Source organism: Streptomyces sp. NBC_01485 (assembly GCF_036227125.1).
Classification (GTDB): domain Bacteria; phylum Actinomycetota; class Actinomycetes; order Streptomycetales; family Streptomycetaceae; genus Streptomyces.
Genome location: NZ_CP109435.1, coordinates 7268986 through 7282745, shown reverse-complemented (window position 1 = coordinate 7282745; position 13760 = coordinate 7268986). Strand labels below are relative to the sequence as shown.

The window sequence follows — 13760 nt, the reverse complement described above, 5'->3', positions numbered from 1 at the left end:
CCATGAGCACGCTCACCGCCGAGGAGCTCTCGGCCACGACCCTGCTGCGGTTCGCCACCGCCGGTTCCGTCGACGACGGCAAGTCCACCCTGGTGGGCCGGCTGCTGCACGACTCCAAGTCGATCCTCACCGACCAGTTGGAGGCCGTCGAGCGGGTCTCGGCGAGCCGCGGCCAGGACACCCCCGACCTGGCCCTCCTCACCGACGGTCTGCGCGCCGAGCGCGAGCAGGGCATCACCATCGACGTGGCCTACCGCTACTTCGCCACCCTCAAGCGGCGGTTCATCCTCGCCGACACGCCCGGTCACGTGCAGTACACCCGCAACATGGTGACGGGTGCCTCCACGGCCGAGCTGACGGTGATCCTCGTCGACGCCCGCAACGGCGTGGTGGAGCAGACCCGCCGGCACGCGGCGATCGCGGCGCTGCTGCGGGTGCCGCACGTCGTGCTCGCCGTCAACAAGATGGACCTCGTCGAGTACCGGGAGACCGTGTTCGCGGCGATCGCCGAGGAGTTCACGGCGTACGCGAGCGAACTGGGCGTTCCCGAGGTCACCGCGATCCCGATCTCGGCGCTCGCCGGGGACAACGTGGTGGACCCGTCGGCGAACATGGACTGGTACGGCGGTCCGACCTTCCTGGAGCACCTGGAGACGGTTCCGGTCAGTCACGACCTGGCGCACTGCCACGCGCGGCTGCCCGTGCAGTATGTGATCCGGCCGCAGACCGCCGAACACCCGGACTACCGGGGCTACGCGGGCCAGATCGCGGCCGGGACGTTCCGGGTGGGCGAGGCGGTCACCGTCCTGCCGTCCGGGCGTACGTCGACGATCTCCGGCATCGACCTGCTGGGCGAGCCGGTGGACGCGGCGTGGACGACCCAGTCGGTGACCGTGCTGCTCGCGGACGACGTCGACATCTCGCGCGGCGACCTGATCGTGCCGACCAAGGACGCGCCGCCCATCACGCAGGACGTCGAGGCGACCGTGTGCCACGTCGCCGACCAGCCGCTGACCGTCGGCCACCGGGTGCTGATCAAGCACGGCACCCGTACGGTCAAGGCGATCGTCAAGGACATTCCGTCCCGTCTCACGCTCGACGACCTGTCCCTGCACCCGCATCCGGGACAGCTCGTCGCCAACGACATCGGCCGGGTGAAGATCCGCACCGCGGTGCCGCTTCCGGTGGACTCCTACGCGGACTCGCGCCGTACGGGCTCGTTCATCCTGATCGACCCGGCCGACGGCACCACGCTCACCGCCGGCATGGTCGGCGAGTCGTTCGCGTCGCCGGTGCCGGTCAAGGACGAGTCCGACGACGACGGTTGGGACTTCTGAGACATGAACTCCACCGACTTCTACTCGACGTTCGCGAAGGAGGGCGGCCGCATCGGCAGCGGCGCCCTCGGCAGCGGGCAGGGCGGAGTGGCCCGATGTGCGCTCTGACGTACGCGCACCGCCTGCGCGCCCTGTCCCCCCACCCGACGTCCCGGAAGCGACGAAGACCCTTTGCCGATTTCCCGGCCACGACCTGAAACACCGTGACCGCCGGGCCAACGAGAGGAACCCCTCCCGTGCCTGTCAACCGCTCCACTTTCCTTCGCCGCGGCCTCGCCGCCGTCGCCGCACTCCCCCTGCTCACCCTCGCCGCCTGCGGCTACGGGTCCGACTCCAAGGCCGACAACGCCAACGAGAAGGTCGCCGTCGGATCGCAGAAGATCGACGGACTCGACACCGTCAAGATCGGCTACTTCGGCAACCTGACCCACGGGACCGCGCTGGTCGGCCGTGAGCAGGGCATCTTCCAGAAGGCGCTGGGCGCGACCAAGGCGTCGTACGCCACCTTCAACGCCGGTCCGTCGGAGATCGAGGCGCTGAACGCCGGTTCCATCGACATCGGCTGGATCGGCCCCTCCCCGGCGATCAACGGCTACACCAAGTCCGACGGCAAGAGCCTGCGCATCATCGGCGGTTCGGCGTCCGGCGGGGTGAAGCTCGTCGTCAACCCGGACAAGATCAAGTCCCTGAAGGACGTCAAGGGCAAGAAGATCGCCACGCCGCAGCTCGGCAACACGCAGGACGTGGCGTTCCTGAACTGGATCGCTGAGCAGGGCTGGAAGGTCGACGCGCAGAGCGGCAAGGGTGACGTCACCGTCGTCCGCAGCGACAACAAGGTGACGCCGGACGCCTTCAAGGCCGGTTCGCTCGACGGCGCCTGGGTGCCGGAGCCGACCGCGTCCAAGCTGGTCGCCGAGGGCGGCAAGGTGCTGCTGGACGAGGCGTCGCTGTGGCCCGACAAGAAGTTCGTGATCACGAACATCATCGTGTCGCAGAAGTTCCTCACGGAGCACCCGAAGGTCGTCGAGGCCGTGCTGAAGGGCTCGGTCGAGGCCAACAAGTGGATCAACGCCAACCCGGCGGCGGCCAAGGCAGCGGCGAACAAGCAGCTGGCGGCGGACTCCGGCAAGGCGCTGCCGACGAACGTCCTGGACCCGGCGTGGACGTCGATCCAGTTCATCAACGACCCGCTGGCCGCCACCCTCAACACCGAGGCGGCGCACGCGGTCAAGGCCGGTCTGCTGAAGCAGCCCGACCTCAAGGGCATCTACGACCTGACGATCCTGAACAAGGTCCTCAAGGCCGAGGGCGAGTCCCCGGTCGCCGACGCCGGTCTCGGCGTCGGCTGACCGAAGTCCGACGACCGGAGTCCGATGAGTTCCCAGGAGGTGACGACCATGGCCACGACCCTCGCCAAGGCCGCAGAGACCACCGAGTCCGTGGAGTACGCGGCACGTCTTGAGCACGTCTCGAAGTCCTTCGCCGGACCGGGCGGGCAGCAGCTCGTCCTGGACGACATCACCCTCGATGTCGCTCCCGGCGAGTTCGTCACCCTCCTGGGGGCCTCAGGCTGCGGCAAGTCCACGCTGCTGAACCTGGTGGCGGGGCTCGACGAGCCCACCGCCGGCTCCATCACGACCAACGGCCGCGCGGCGCTGATGTTCCAGGAGCACGCCCTCTTCCCGTGGCTGACCGCGGGCAAGAACATCGAACTCGCCCTGAAACTCAGGGGAGTCGCGAAGACCGAGCGGCGCGGCAAGGCCGAGGAGCTGCTCGAACTGGTCCGGCTGAAGGGCGCGTACGGCAAGCGCGTCCACGAACTGTCCGGCGGTATGCGCCAGCGGGTGGCGATGGCCCGCGCCCTCGCGCAGGAGAGCCAACTGCTGCTGATGGACGAGCCGTTCGCGGCGCTGGACGCCATCACGCGGGACGTGCTGCACGACGAGCTGACCCGGATCTGGGCGGAGACGGGGCTGTCCGTCCTGTTCGTCACGCACAACGTGCGCGAGGCGGTACGGCTCGCCCAGCGGGTCGTCCTGCTGTCCTCCCGGCCCGGCCGGGTGGCGCGCGAGTGGACGGTGGACATCCCGCAGCCGCGCCGGATCGAGGACGCCCCCGTGGCGGAACTGTCCATCGAGATCACCGAAGTCCTGCGTGGGGAGATCCGCCGTCATGGCCAGCACTGAGACGAAGTCCGTCCAGGACTCGGGAAGCGTCGAGGCCGGTCTCGACGCGCTGGACGTGGTCGCGCCAGCCGTTCGTACGCCCTTCCGCCGGACCTTCGTCGACAAGATCCTGCCGCCGATCGTCGCGATCGCGCTGCTGCTGGCCGTCTGGCAGATCACCTTCAAGGTCGTCGCCGACCCGACCAAGCTGGTGTCGCCGCTGGACGTCTGGCGCACGCTCCAGGAGGCGTGGCTCGAGGGCAAGCTGCTCGGCTACATCTGGACCAGCGTCTCGCGCGGTCTGCTCGGCTTCCTCTTCGCCCTGGCGATCGGCACCCCGCTGGGTCTGCTGGTGGCGCGGGTGAAGTTCGTGCGGGCGGCGATCGGGCCGATCCTGTCGGGTCTGCAGTCGCTGCCGTCGGTGGCGTGGGTGCCGCCGGCCGTGCTGTGGCTGGGTCTGAACAACTCGATGATGTACACGGTGATCCTGCTCGGCGCGGTGCCGTCCATCGCCAACGGGCTGGTGTCGGGCGTCGACCAGGTGCCGCCGCTGTTCCTGCGGGCGGGCCGCACGATGGGGGCGACGGGGCTGAAGGGAACCGTCTACATCACGCTGCCGGCCGCGCTGCCGGGCTATGTGGCGGGGCTGAAGCAGGGGTGGGCGTTCTCGTGGCGCTCGCTGATGGCGGCGGAGATCATCGCGTCGTTCCCCGATCTCGGCGTCGGGCTCGGCCAGTTGCTGGAGAACGGCCGCAACGCCAGTGACATGTCGATGGTGTTCGAGGCGATCCTGCTCATCCTGTTCGTCGGCATCGCCATCGACCTGCTGATCTTCAGCCCGCTGGAGCGATGGGTGCTGCGCAGCCGCGGTCTGCTGGTGAAGGGCTGAGCCGAACTCCCATGTATCCCCAGCACAGGAAACCCTCTCGCCCCGTCCTCGTGGTCATCGCCCACGGCAGCCGCGATCCGCGGCACGCCGCGACCGTCCACGCCCTGGTGCGGCGGGTACGGTCGCTGCGGCCGGGGGTGCGCGTGGAGACGGGTTTCCTGGACTTCAACATCCCTTCCGTGCACGGGGTGCTGGAGTCGCTGGCGGCGGAGGGCGTCCGTGACGTCGTGGCGCTGCCGCTGCTGCTGACCCGCGCGTTCCACGCGAAGGCGGACATCCCGGCGGTCCTGCGGGAGGCGCCCGCGCAGTTGCGGATCAGGCAGGCCGAGGTGCTCGGCCCCGCGCCGCTGCTGCTCACCGCCCTCGAACGGCGGTTGTACGAGGCGGGGTTGACGCCCGCCGACAGGTCCTCGACCGGGGTCGTGCTGGCCTCGGCGGGGTCCACGGACCCGGAGGCGATCGCGGTGATCGCAGAAATCGCGCGGGAGTGGCGGCGCACCGGTTGGTGTGCCGTGCGGCCCGCGTTCGCCTCCGCGTCTCTGCCCCGCACCGAGGACGCGGTCCGCGAACTGCGGGCCCTGGGCTGCGCCCGGGTCGCCGTCGCCCCGTACGTCCTGGCCCCCGGCTTCCTCCCGGACCGCATCGCACGCGGCGCGGCCGAGGCGGACGTCCTGGCCGACGTGCTGGGCCCGGCCCCGGAGGTGGCCCGGCTCCTGCTGGACCGCTACGACACGGCCCGGATGCCGGCGCTGGCGGCTGTGGGCGCGTGAGCGACGGGGGCGCTCGGCTGCGGTCGGCCCCGACGACGATGTGACGCATGGGCCGGGCCTCGCGCAGGCGTGTGTCACGCCTGTGTCATCTCCACCAGTTTGACGACGGTGTTCCAGTTCCGGGTCGTGGCGATGAGGCCCTTGTTGACGCGGGGCTTGGACAGTTGCTCGGCGAGTTTGGAACGGCCGAGGCCGTCGGGGGCGTACAGGTACAGGACGCGGTCGCCCAGGCGGAACTCCTCTGGGAGGTGGGCGTCCCGGTCGATGCCCGCGTAGCGCTCCTCGTCGACGGGGGCGGAGAAGTAGGTGACGTGGAGTTGCCTGGCCTCCAACTCGGCTGCCGGGAACGGACAGTTGTCGGCAACCGCCTTCAGAAAGGCGTGGTCGCGCACGATGACGTCGGCGGCGAAGCCGAAGTGCTTCTCGATCGCCGCCCCGATCTCTGCGGCGAGACTCTCCTCGTCGCCGTGGCCGGAGGTGAAGACGGCCTGGCCGCTCTGGAGGTAGGTGCGCACGTCGCCGAGGTCGAGCCCCGCCAGCAGGGTGCGCAGTTCGGCCATCGGGAGCTTCTTGCTGCCGCCCACGTTGATGCCGCGCAACAGGGCCGCGTACGTCGTCGTCATCCGCACACCCTAATCGGCCGTCGTGCCCCGTGGGGGTGGGCACGACGGCCGCAGCCGGCGTGGGGGCCGGGCGGGAAACTCTGGCCGACGGCGGGGCGCGGATCAACCTCGGATCGGCGACCGACGCACTTCTCCACAAGTCCGCGACGTGTTTCGACAAACCTCCACAACCTTGCATCCGACCTCAGCACGAACGTCCGTGCGACCTTCACCCTGACCACCACCCCCGAGATCGCCGGATAGATGTAAGGGGCCGCCGTCCTCCCCAGCAATGAGACGACGCAGTCCGACCGGAGGAGTCGGGAGTGCGGGACGTCACCGGGCAGCACGACGAGATGGCCTTATCCAGCGCATACCTTCGAATCAGAAGGTGGCGGCACGGGTTGTCACCGCATTTCGAGGGGGCAAGCCCGTCATGGGGAACCAAGACACCAAGGTGCGGGGCATCGCCGCGCGGGCCGGCGGCTGGAGCGCCCGGCACCGATGGGCCGCCGTCGGTATATGGGTGCTGTTCGTCGTCCTGGCCATGGGCATCGGCTCGGCGGCGGGCACCGTCATGGTCAAGGACAGCGACCAGCTCTCGGGCGAGACCCACACGGCCGCACAGATCGTCGAGGACGCCGGGATCGACGAGCCGGCCAGCGAGAGCGTCCTCATCCAGTCGAAGGACGGTTCCCTCAAGGCCACGGACGCCGAGTTCAAGGACGCCGTCGCCGCGGTCGTCAAGGCCGTCGACGGGACGGGCAGGGTCACCGACGTGACCTCGCCGTACGACACGAACACGATCTCCAAGGACGGCCGCAGCGTCCTCGTCCAGTTCGACATGCGGGGCGACTCCGAGACGGCGGGCGACCGGGTCGAGCCGGTGCTCAAGGCCGTCGAGGGCGTCGGGAAGGACCACTCCTCGCTGCGGATCGAGGAGATCGGCGGCGCCAGCATGACGAAGACGTTCGACGACGCGTTCGGCGACGACTTCCAGAAGGCCGAGTACTCCGCCCTGCCGGTCGCGCTGGGCATCCTGCTGATCGCCTTCGGCGCGGTGGTGGCGGCGCTGCTGCCGGTGGCGCTCGCGATCACCGCGATCATGGCGACGATGGGCCTGATGGGCATCGTCAGCCACATCCAGCCGATGGACGACAGCGCGAGTTCCGTGATGCTGCTGGTCGGGCTGGCCGTGGGCGTCGACTACTGCCTGTTCTACCTGCGCCGGGAGCGCGAGGAGCGGGCGGCCGGACGGGACCCGGAGACCGCTCTGCGGATCGCCGCGGCGACCAGCGGCCGGGCCGTGGTCGTCTCCGGTGTCACCGTGTGCGTGGCGATGGCGGGCATGCTGTTCACCGGGCTCGCCACCTTCCAGGCGATGGGCCTGGCCTCCCTGATGGTCGTCGCGGTCGCCATGGTCGGTTCGGTGACCGTCCTCCCCGCCCTGCTGTCGCTGCTCGGCGAGCGGGTCGAGAAGGGGCGGATCCCGTTCCTGCACCCCGACAAGCGCCGTAAGAAGGGCAACGGTCGGCAGGCCGAGGAGGGCAGCCGGTTCTGGAGCGCCGTCCTGAAGGTCGTCCTCGCCAGGCCCGCCGTCGCGGTCGTCGTCGCGGCCGGCGCACTGCTCGCGATCGCCGCTCCGGCGGTCGGCATGAAGACCCAGAACCTCACCCTGGACCAGGAGTTCGGCGACTCGCTGCCCATCGTGCAGACCTACAACCGGGTCAACGACGCCTTCCCGGGCGGTTCCGACCCGGCCGAGGTGATCGTCAAGGCCGACGACATCAACTCCGCCGAAGTGAAGGCGGCGCTCCAGCGGTTCAAGGAGCAGGCGGTCAGCTCGGGCGCCTCCCGCGGCCCCGTCGAGATCAAGCTGCACGACGCGCAGAACATCGCCTACGTGTACGTCCCGCTGGTCGGCGGCTCCGACCTGGACAAGGCGGGCGCGAGCCTGGACAAGCTGCGCGACGAGGTGCGGCCGGCCACGCTCGGCAAGGTCGACGGCGTCCAGGCGCCGATCACCGGACAGGTGGCCGGTTCGAAGGACTTCAACGACCAGCTGGGCGGAGCCGTCGCCCCCGTCTTCGTGTTCGTCGTGGTCTTCGCCTTCCTGCTGATGCTGCTGTCCTTCCGGTCGCTGACGATCGCGATCACCTCGATCGTCCTCAACCTGCTGTCCGTGGGCGCTGCTTACGGCATCCTCGTGGCCGTCTTCCAGCACGGCTGGGGCGCTTCGCTGGTGGGCGCGGAGGGCGTCGGCGCGATCATCACCTGGCTGCCGCTGTTCCTCTTCGTGATCCTGTTCGGCCTGTCGATGGACTACCACGTGTTCGTCGTCTCCCGGATCCGCGAGGCGCGACTGCGGGGCCGTACGACGAACGAGGCCATCCACCACGGTGTGGTCACCACGGCGGGTGTGGTCACCAGCGCCGCGGTCATCATGGTCGCCGTGTTCGCGATCTTCGGGACGCTGTCCATGCAGTCCATGAAGCAGATGGGCGTGGGTCTGGCCGCTGCGGTCCTGATCGACGCGACGATCATCCGGGGCGTGCTGCTCCCGGCCGTGATGGCGCTGCTCGGCGAGCGCAACTGGTACCTGCCGAAGTGGCTGCACCGGCTGCCCGACCTCACCCACGACGAGTCGCCGGAGGCGGCGACCGCCCCGGCGGCCCGGGACGACGAGGGCGAGCGGCTGACGGTCTGACGCCCGCCCCGACTCCCTTGATCCGAGGGCCCGTCGGCATCCACGAGATGCTGACGGGCCCTCACTCATGCGTACAGCAGGCCTGGTGAGAGGTCGCGCGGATAGACGTAGTGAGGCATCCCGACAGCAGGGCGGGCACAGGTCTTGGCGATCACGGAGTTGCGACGCTCTGTGATCACCGGGGAGACCTGTGCCTGTACTGCCGTCATGGCCGAGCGAACCGCTCTGGGACCAATTCGCGGCACTGCTGCCTGAACGGCCGGAGTACCACGACCTGAGCATCGTCAAGGACTACATCGACAACCAGAAGCGACCGGCCTGAGCGTCACCCCGCAGACGCAGTGATCTCCGGCGCTTCACGCCTGCGGGCCGAGGATCGCGTTCCCGCCCGGTCTGAAAGCCGGGATCCCCTGCGAAGAACAAGGGACGGGTATGCGGGCGGGGCGACTGGCCATGTCGACGACCGCAAGCGAGACGAAACGTCTCATGCAACCTGATTACCCGGGTCAGAGGGCGGAGGTCACGGGTCGGGGGGCGGCGGCCGCGGCTCAGTGGTCGGGGCAGCGCTCGTCGGTTCCTTCGACGCCCCGGCCGACCGCGTTCGTGATCGTCACCGTCACCGTCGCGGTCTTGGCGCCCGGGTCGACGGTGCGACGGGCGTCGACGGCCGTGCAGATCACCTGCGCTGCGGCGAGTTCGGTCAACTCGTCGGAGATGGAGAGCAGTTGGATCGCCACCTTGCCGTCCCGCGTGTCCACCCGCACGTCGGCCCGCTCCGGTTCCTCGGTGGCGAGGAGACTGCTCGGGGCGACGGTCGGGGGCGGCGTCGGCGGCGGCACCAGCGTGGTCAGGCGCTTCACCTGTTCCTCGTCCGTCGGGCCCGACAGGAGCGCCTCCACGGCCGACTGGACGTCGACCGGTCCGGCGATCCTGCGGGTGACGGGGACCAGGGCGCCGCCACCGCCGACGAGATAGACCCGTACCGTCGGCACGATCCCGTGGGCGGGGCCGCCCGCCTCCACCACACCGGTCGCGGGAATGCCACAGGAGACCAGCGCGCACAGCGCCGGGACACACAGCAGCAGGGCTCGGCGTACGGCCTTCACGGTCGCTCCTCCTCTGCCGACTCGTCCCGCCGCAGCGGGAGTCGGACGGTGAAGACGGCGCCGCGCGCCGGCCGGTTCGCCGCCCGGACGGTGCCGCCGTGCATCCGGACGTTCTCCTCGGTGATCGCCAGTCCCAGCCCGCTGCCCTCGGTCCGGGACCGGGCCGCGTCCGACTTGTAGAAGCGTTCGAAGACATGGGGCAGCACGTTGTCGGGGATGCCGGGCCCGCTGTCCAGCACCTCGATGACCGCCCACCGCCCGCCGCCGGGCCCCTCGCCCTCGGACAGGCGCACCGTCACCGGCCGGGCGCCGTGCCGCAGGGCGTTGCCGACCAGGTTGGCGACGACGACGTCGAGGCGGCGCGGGTCGACCCGGCCGCGCAGCTCGTCCGGCGCCGGCAGCAGGGCGTCCACCGTATCGCTCCAGCCACGGGAGGCGAGGGTGCGGCGGAGGGACTCGGCGAGGTCGATCTCGTCCAGGTGCAGCACCGCCGCGCCCGCGTCGAAGCGGGAGATCTCCATCAGGTCGTCGACCAGCCGGGCCAGTTTCACGGTCTCCTCGCTGATCAGCCGGACCGCGGTGGCGGTGTCCGGGTCGAGGTGGGCGGCGTCCTCGTCGAGGACGTCGGTGACGGCCGACATGGCGGCCAGCGGGGTGCGCAGCTCGTGCGAGACGTCGGCGGCGAAACGGCGGGCCCGGGCCTCCATGCCGCGCAGTTCGGCCACCGACTCCTCCAGCGCGGCGGCCGTCTCGTTGAACGTGTGGGACAGCTCGGCGAGTTCGTCGGAGCCGTCGACGGCGAGCCGGGTGTCCAGCCGGCCTTCGGCGATGCTGCGGGTGGCGTTGCGCAGCGCGCGCACCGGCCGCAGCACCCCTCGGGCGGCGAGCAGCGCGAGCAGGACGGCGAGGACCAGTGCGGGGACGGCGGCCCGCTCCACGGCGGTCACCAGGGCGTCGACGTAGGCCTGTTCGGTGGTCTGAGGCACCGTCAGGAACACCTTCACACCGGTGAGGGATCCGACGCCCGAGGAGGAGGCGGAGGAGGCGGAGGAGGCGAAGGCGACCGACATGCCGACGAGGAGAGCCGTGTGGTCGGCGCGGTTGACCCGCTGGAAGACGGTGGCCGACCTGGAGTCGACGGCCTCGCGCAGGGCGGGCGTCAGCTCCTCGAACCGGTCGCCGGGCACGGAGGTGGCCTCCAGCGTGCGGTAGACGACCAACACCCGCCAGGTGCCCGACTGTTCGGTGCGTGCCACGTCGACCGCGAACCGCCGCAGTTCGGCTTCGTCCGGCGGGAAGGAGAGTTCGGGGGCCAGCCGGGTCACCTGGGTGCGCAGCAGTTTGATCACGGTGTCCTGGCTCTGCTGGAGCACTCCGGTGCGCGCCTCCCGGAAGGTGAGCGCGCCGGTGGTCGTCGCGGTGACGGCGGCGACCAGCGCGAACGCCACCACCAACCGCACGCGCAGGCCGCGCAGCCGGTGTGCGCGGAAACGGGTTCCGAGGGCTCTCACCGGGCGGCGAACCGGTAGCCGAAGCCGCGCACGGTCTGGATGTGCCGGGGCTCGCGCGGGGGTTCGCCCAGCTTGGAGCGCAGCCGTTTCACGCAGGCGTCCACGAGCCGCGCGTCGCCGTGGTAGCTGTGCTGCCAGACCGCTTCCAGGAGTTGCTGTCTGCTGAACACCTGGCCGGGCGAGGCGGACAGGGTGAGCAGCAGCCGCAGTTCGGAGGGGGCGAGGGCGACCGGCGTGCCCTGCCAGGCGACGGACAGTCCGGCGCGGTCGATGGCGAGGTCGCCGTAGGTGTCGATCTTCGGTATGCCGCCGTCGGCGGGCGCGCCGGCCGCCCGGCGCAGGACGGCGCGGATACGGGCCTGGAGCACCCTGGCCTGCACGGGCTTGACGACGTAGTCGTCGGCCCCCGCCTCGAGTCCGACAACGATGTCCTCGTCATCTCCCCGCGCGGTCGCCATGATGATCGGCAGCGTCTGGTCCAGGTCCCGCATCCGCCGGCACACGTCCAGGCCGGTCATGCCGGGCAGCATCAGGTCCAGCACCACGACGTCCGGCCGGAAGGAGAGCAGCCGGTGCAGACCGTCCTCGCCCGTCTCGGCGGCGGCGACCTCGTGGCCCTGACGGCGCAGCGCGAGGCCGACGCCGTCCCGTACGGCGCGGTCGTCCTCGATCAGCAGAACTCGTGGCATGGCCTCAGTATCGGTACGCCGTCGGCCACTCCGGACCATTGTTACCGGATGATCACATGAAACCGCGCCGACCGGGTCGTTACCTTTTTGTTATCGCTTGGGCCTGATCCGATCACATCGCAATCACAATCTGAACAACCATGAGCGTGCACCGAGCAGATTCCTCCGCCGCCCGTCGCCGTCGGAGGCGCCCCGCGCACTCCAGCGGGCGCGGCCGGAGAGGGCCGCGAGGACCGCGAGGACCGCTGTGGGGAGGGCTGGCCGCGCTGGCGCTCCTGGGCGTCGCCGGTTTCACGGCCGCGGAATGGACGTCTGCGGGCGGGGGCGGGTCTGCGGCCGAGGGCCGTTCGACGGCGTCCGGCGCGCACGGTGGGCCCGGTGCGTCCGGCGGGTCTGCGGCGCCCGGCGGGTCTGCGGCGTCCGGTTCGGCGTCCCCCCGTTCGACGCCCAGCGCTTCGTCCTCGCCCCGCACACCCGCCGGTCCGTCCGTCAGCTCGTCCGCCGGCCGGTCCAACGGTCCGCCCGCCGATCCGCCGGCCGGTTCGTCCGGTGGTACTTCGGGCGGTAAGTCGGGCGGTAAGTCCGGTGATTCGAGGGGGAGTTCGTCCAAGGACGGCATCCCCGACTCGGGGCCGGGTACGTTCACGACCGCGTCCGGGTCGAGCGGCAAGGTGGGCAAGGGCGCCGCCCTGCGCTACCGGGTGGACGTCGAGGACGGCCTCGACCTGTCCGCCGCCGACGTCGCCCGGCAGGTGGAGCGCATCCTGGCCGACCGGCGCGGCTGGACCGCGGACGGGCACTCGGCGTTCCAGCGGGTCTCCGGCGGCGCCACCGACTTCGCCGTCCGGATCGCGACCCCCGGCACCGTGGACGAGATCTGCGGGCAGTACGGGCTGGACACCGGCGGCGAGGTCAACTGCAACGTGGCCGAGAACGTCATGGTCAACCTCAGGCGCTGGCTGCTGGCCACCCCCGTCTACGCCAGGGACGTCACGGCCTACCGGGCGCTGATCATCAACCACGAGGTCGGTCACTTCCTCGGCCAGGGCCACGTCGGCTGCCCCGGCGCGGGCAAGCCTGCCCCGGCGATGATGCAGCAGATCAAGGGCATGAACGGCTGCGTCCCCAACGTCTGGCCGTACGACGGACAGGGCCGGTTCGTCACCGGCCCCGCCGTTCCCTGAACCGGCCGATCGCACCGTGCTTGCCTGAACGGCCGCACAGTGCTTCCCCGAAGCGGCCGTTCAGCGCTGGTAGCGGGCCAGGACGAGGTTCCCGTCCTTCTCCAGACGGGTGCGCAGTTCACCGAGGCCGATCGCGCCGCTGTAGTACTCCTGGAACGCGGGGGTCGCGACCTTGTCCTTCCACTCGGGGTAGCCCCGCACCGACTGGGCGGGCGCCGGCCGCAGGTGCGCGGCGAGGGCGGTGCCGGTCGCCCAGTCGTCCTTCGCCGTGTGCAGGGCGGGGTCCGCGAGCGCCCGGGTGCCGGTGGGCAGCATCCAGTCGCCGAGCGCGAGGCGCACCATGTTCTTCGGCCGCAGCAGAAAGTCGACGAAGGCGACGGCCTCCGCCTTGTGGGGGCTGTCCTCGGCGACGGACAGGGTCTGCGGACTGACCCCCTGGGCGAGTCCGTCGGCGCCCGCCGGGGCCGGCAGCACCTGCCAGTCGAAGCCCTTCGGCGCCTGCTGCACGATCTGCTGGCGGTAGGAGAAGCCGAGCGGGACCATCGCGTACCGGCCGCCGAAGAAGCCGGGCAGGGTGTCCGAACCGCCGCTGCCCAGCGTGGTCGGCGAGGCGCTGTGGTCGGCGCCGACCTGGTCGTGGACGGTGCGCGGGACGACCTCGTCGCCGGCCTGGAAGCGGACGGTGACCTTGCCGTCCGCGCCCCGGTGGAACAACTGCCCGCCCGCCGACAGGGAGAGGTTGAGGGTGGCGGAGACGGGCTCCTTCAGCGGCCAGGCCACGCCGTACTTCCGAGCCCGAG

General features: G+C 70.7%; 11 protein-coding genes and 2 pseudogenes. 8 read left to right on the top strand and 5 right to left on the bottom strand.

The window, feature by feature from the left end; all coding sequences use genetic code 11:
* Window positions 1–2 precede the first annotated feature (2 nt).
* The 5 genes from OG352_RS32975 to OG352_RS32955 all read left to right on the top strand — a co-directional run bounded on the left by OG352_RS32975 (window position 3) and on the right by OG352_RS32955 (window position 5161).
* Window positions 3–1337 (top strand): sulfate adenylyltransferase subunit 1, encoded by a 1335-nt coding sequence (locus OG352_RS32975; protein WP_329221975.1) that lies wholly within the window; start codon window positions 3–5, stop codon window positions 1335–1337.
* Between the two features lie 236 nt (window positions 1338–1573).
* Window positions 1574–2686 carry an aliphatic sulfonate ABC transporter substrate-binding protein gene (locus OG352_RS32970; RefSeq protein ID WP_329221973.1) on the top strand — a complete coding sequence of 371 codons (1113 nt, stop codon included), beginning with the start codon at window positions 1574–1576 and terminating at the stop codon, window positions 2684–2686.
* A gap of 24 nt (window positions 2687–2710) precedes the next feature.
* Window positions 2711–3523 (top strand): ABC transporter ATP-binding protein, encoded by an 813-nt coding sequence (locus OG352_RS32965; protein WP_329221971.1) that lies wholly within the window; start codon window positions 2711–2713, stop codon window positions 3521–3523.
* Window positions 3510–4391 (top strand): ABC transporter permease, encoded by an 882-nt coding sequence (locus OG352_RS32960; protein ID WP_329221969.1) that lies wholly within the window; start codon window positions 3510–3512, stop codon window positions 4389–4391. Before OG352_RS32965 ends, OG352_RS32960 begins: the two co-directional genes overlap by 14 nt.
* Before the next feature lie 11 nt (window positions 4392–4402).
* On the top strand, window positions 4403–5161 hold the full coding sequence (locus tag OG352_RS32955) for a sirohydrochlorin chelatase (protein WP_329221968.1): 759 nt from the start codon (window positions 4403–4405) through the stop codon (window positions 5159–5161).
* A gap of 74 nt (window positions 5162–5235) precedes the next feature.
* Here the strand turns inward: OG352_RS32955 and OG352_RS32950 are convergent, their stop codons facing one another.
* A complete protein-coding gene (locus OG352_RS32950; protein ID WP_329221966.1) occupies window positions 5236–5784 on the bottom strand; it encodes a DUF1697 domain-containing protein in 549 nt (182 codons plus the stop codon).
* Between the two features lie 415 nt (window positions 5785–6199).
* On the opposite strand from OG352_RS32950, the gene OG352_RS32945 reads away from it, so the two are divergent.
* Together OG352_RS32945 and OG352_RS32940 are read left to right on the top strand one after the other, a co-directional pair.
* Window positions 6200–8470 carry an MMPL family transporter gene (locus OG352_RS32945; RefSeq protein WP_329221964.1) on the top strand — a complete coding sequence of 757 codons (2271 nt, stop codon included), beginning with the start codon at window positions 6200–6202 and terminating at the stop codon, window positions 8468–8470.
* A gap of 190 nt (window positions 8471–8660) precedes the next feature.
* Window positions 8661–8770: pseudogene (locus OG352_RS32940) on the top strand (IS5/IS1182 family transposase); the annotation flags it as partial.
* 248 nt (window positions 8771–9018) lie between these two features.
* On the opposite strand, the gene OG352_RS32935 reads toward OG352_RS32940, so the two are convergent.
* From OG352_RS32935 to OG352_RS32925, 3 genes are read right to left on the bottom strand one after another with little or no spacing between them, the layout of a single operon-like run.
* Complete coding sequence (locus OG352_RS32935) at window positions 9019–9576, bottom strand: hypothetical protein (RefSeq protein ID WP_329221963.1); 558 nt, start codon at window positions 9574–9576, stop codon at window positions 9019–9021.
* The gene (locus OG352_RS32930; RefSeq protein WP_329221962.1) at window positions 9573–11087 is read right to left on the bottom strand and encodes a sensor histidine kinase; all 1515 of its coding nucleotides are present in this window, start codon (window positions 11085–11087) and stop codon (window positions 9573–9575) included. The genes OG352_RS32935 and OG352_RS32930 overlap by 4 nt, the downstream gene beginning before the upstream one ends.
* Window positions 11084–11776: a response regulator transcription factor gene (locus tag OG352_RS32925; protein WP_329221961.1), complete on the bottom strand. Its 693-nt coding sequence runs from the start codon at window positions 11774–11776 to the stop codon at window positions 11084–11086. The genes OG352_RS32930 and OG352_RS32925 overlap by 4 nt, the downstream gene beginning before the upstream one ends.
* 266 nt (window positions 11777–12042) lie before the next feature.
* On the opposite strand from OG352_RS32925, the gene OG352_RS32920 reads away from it, so the two are divergent.
* Complete coding sequence (locus OG352_RS32920; RefSeq protein ID WP_443072515.1) at window positions 12043–12960, top strand: DUF3152 domain-containing protein; 918 nt, start codon at window positions 12043–12045, stop codon at window positions 12958–12960.
* Between the two features lie 60 nt (window positions 12961–13020).
* On the opposite strand, the pseudogene OG352_RS32915 reads toward OG352_RS32920, so the two are convergent.
* Window positions 13021–13749: pseudogene (locus OG352_RS32915) on the bottom strand (extracellular solute-binding protein); the annotation flags it as partial.
* Between the last annotated feature and the right edge of the window lie 11 nt (window positions 13750–13760).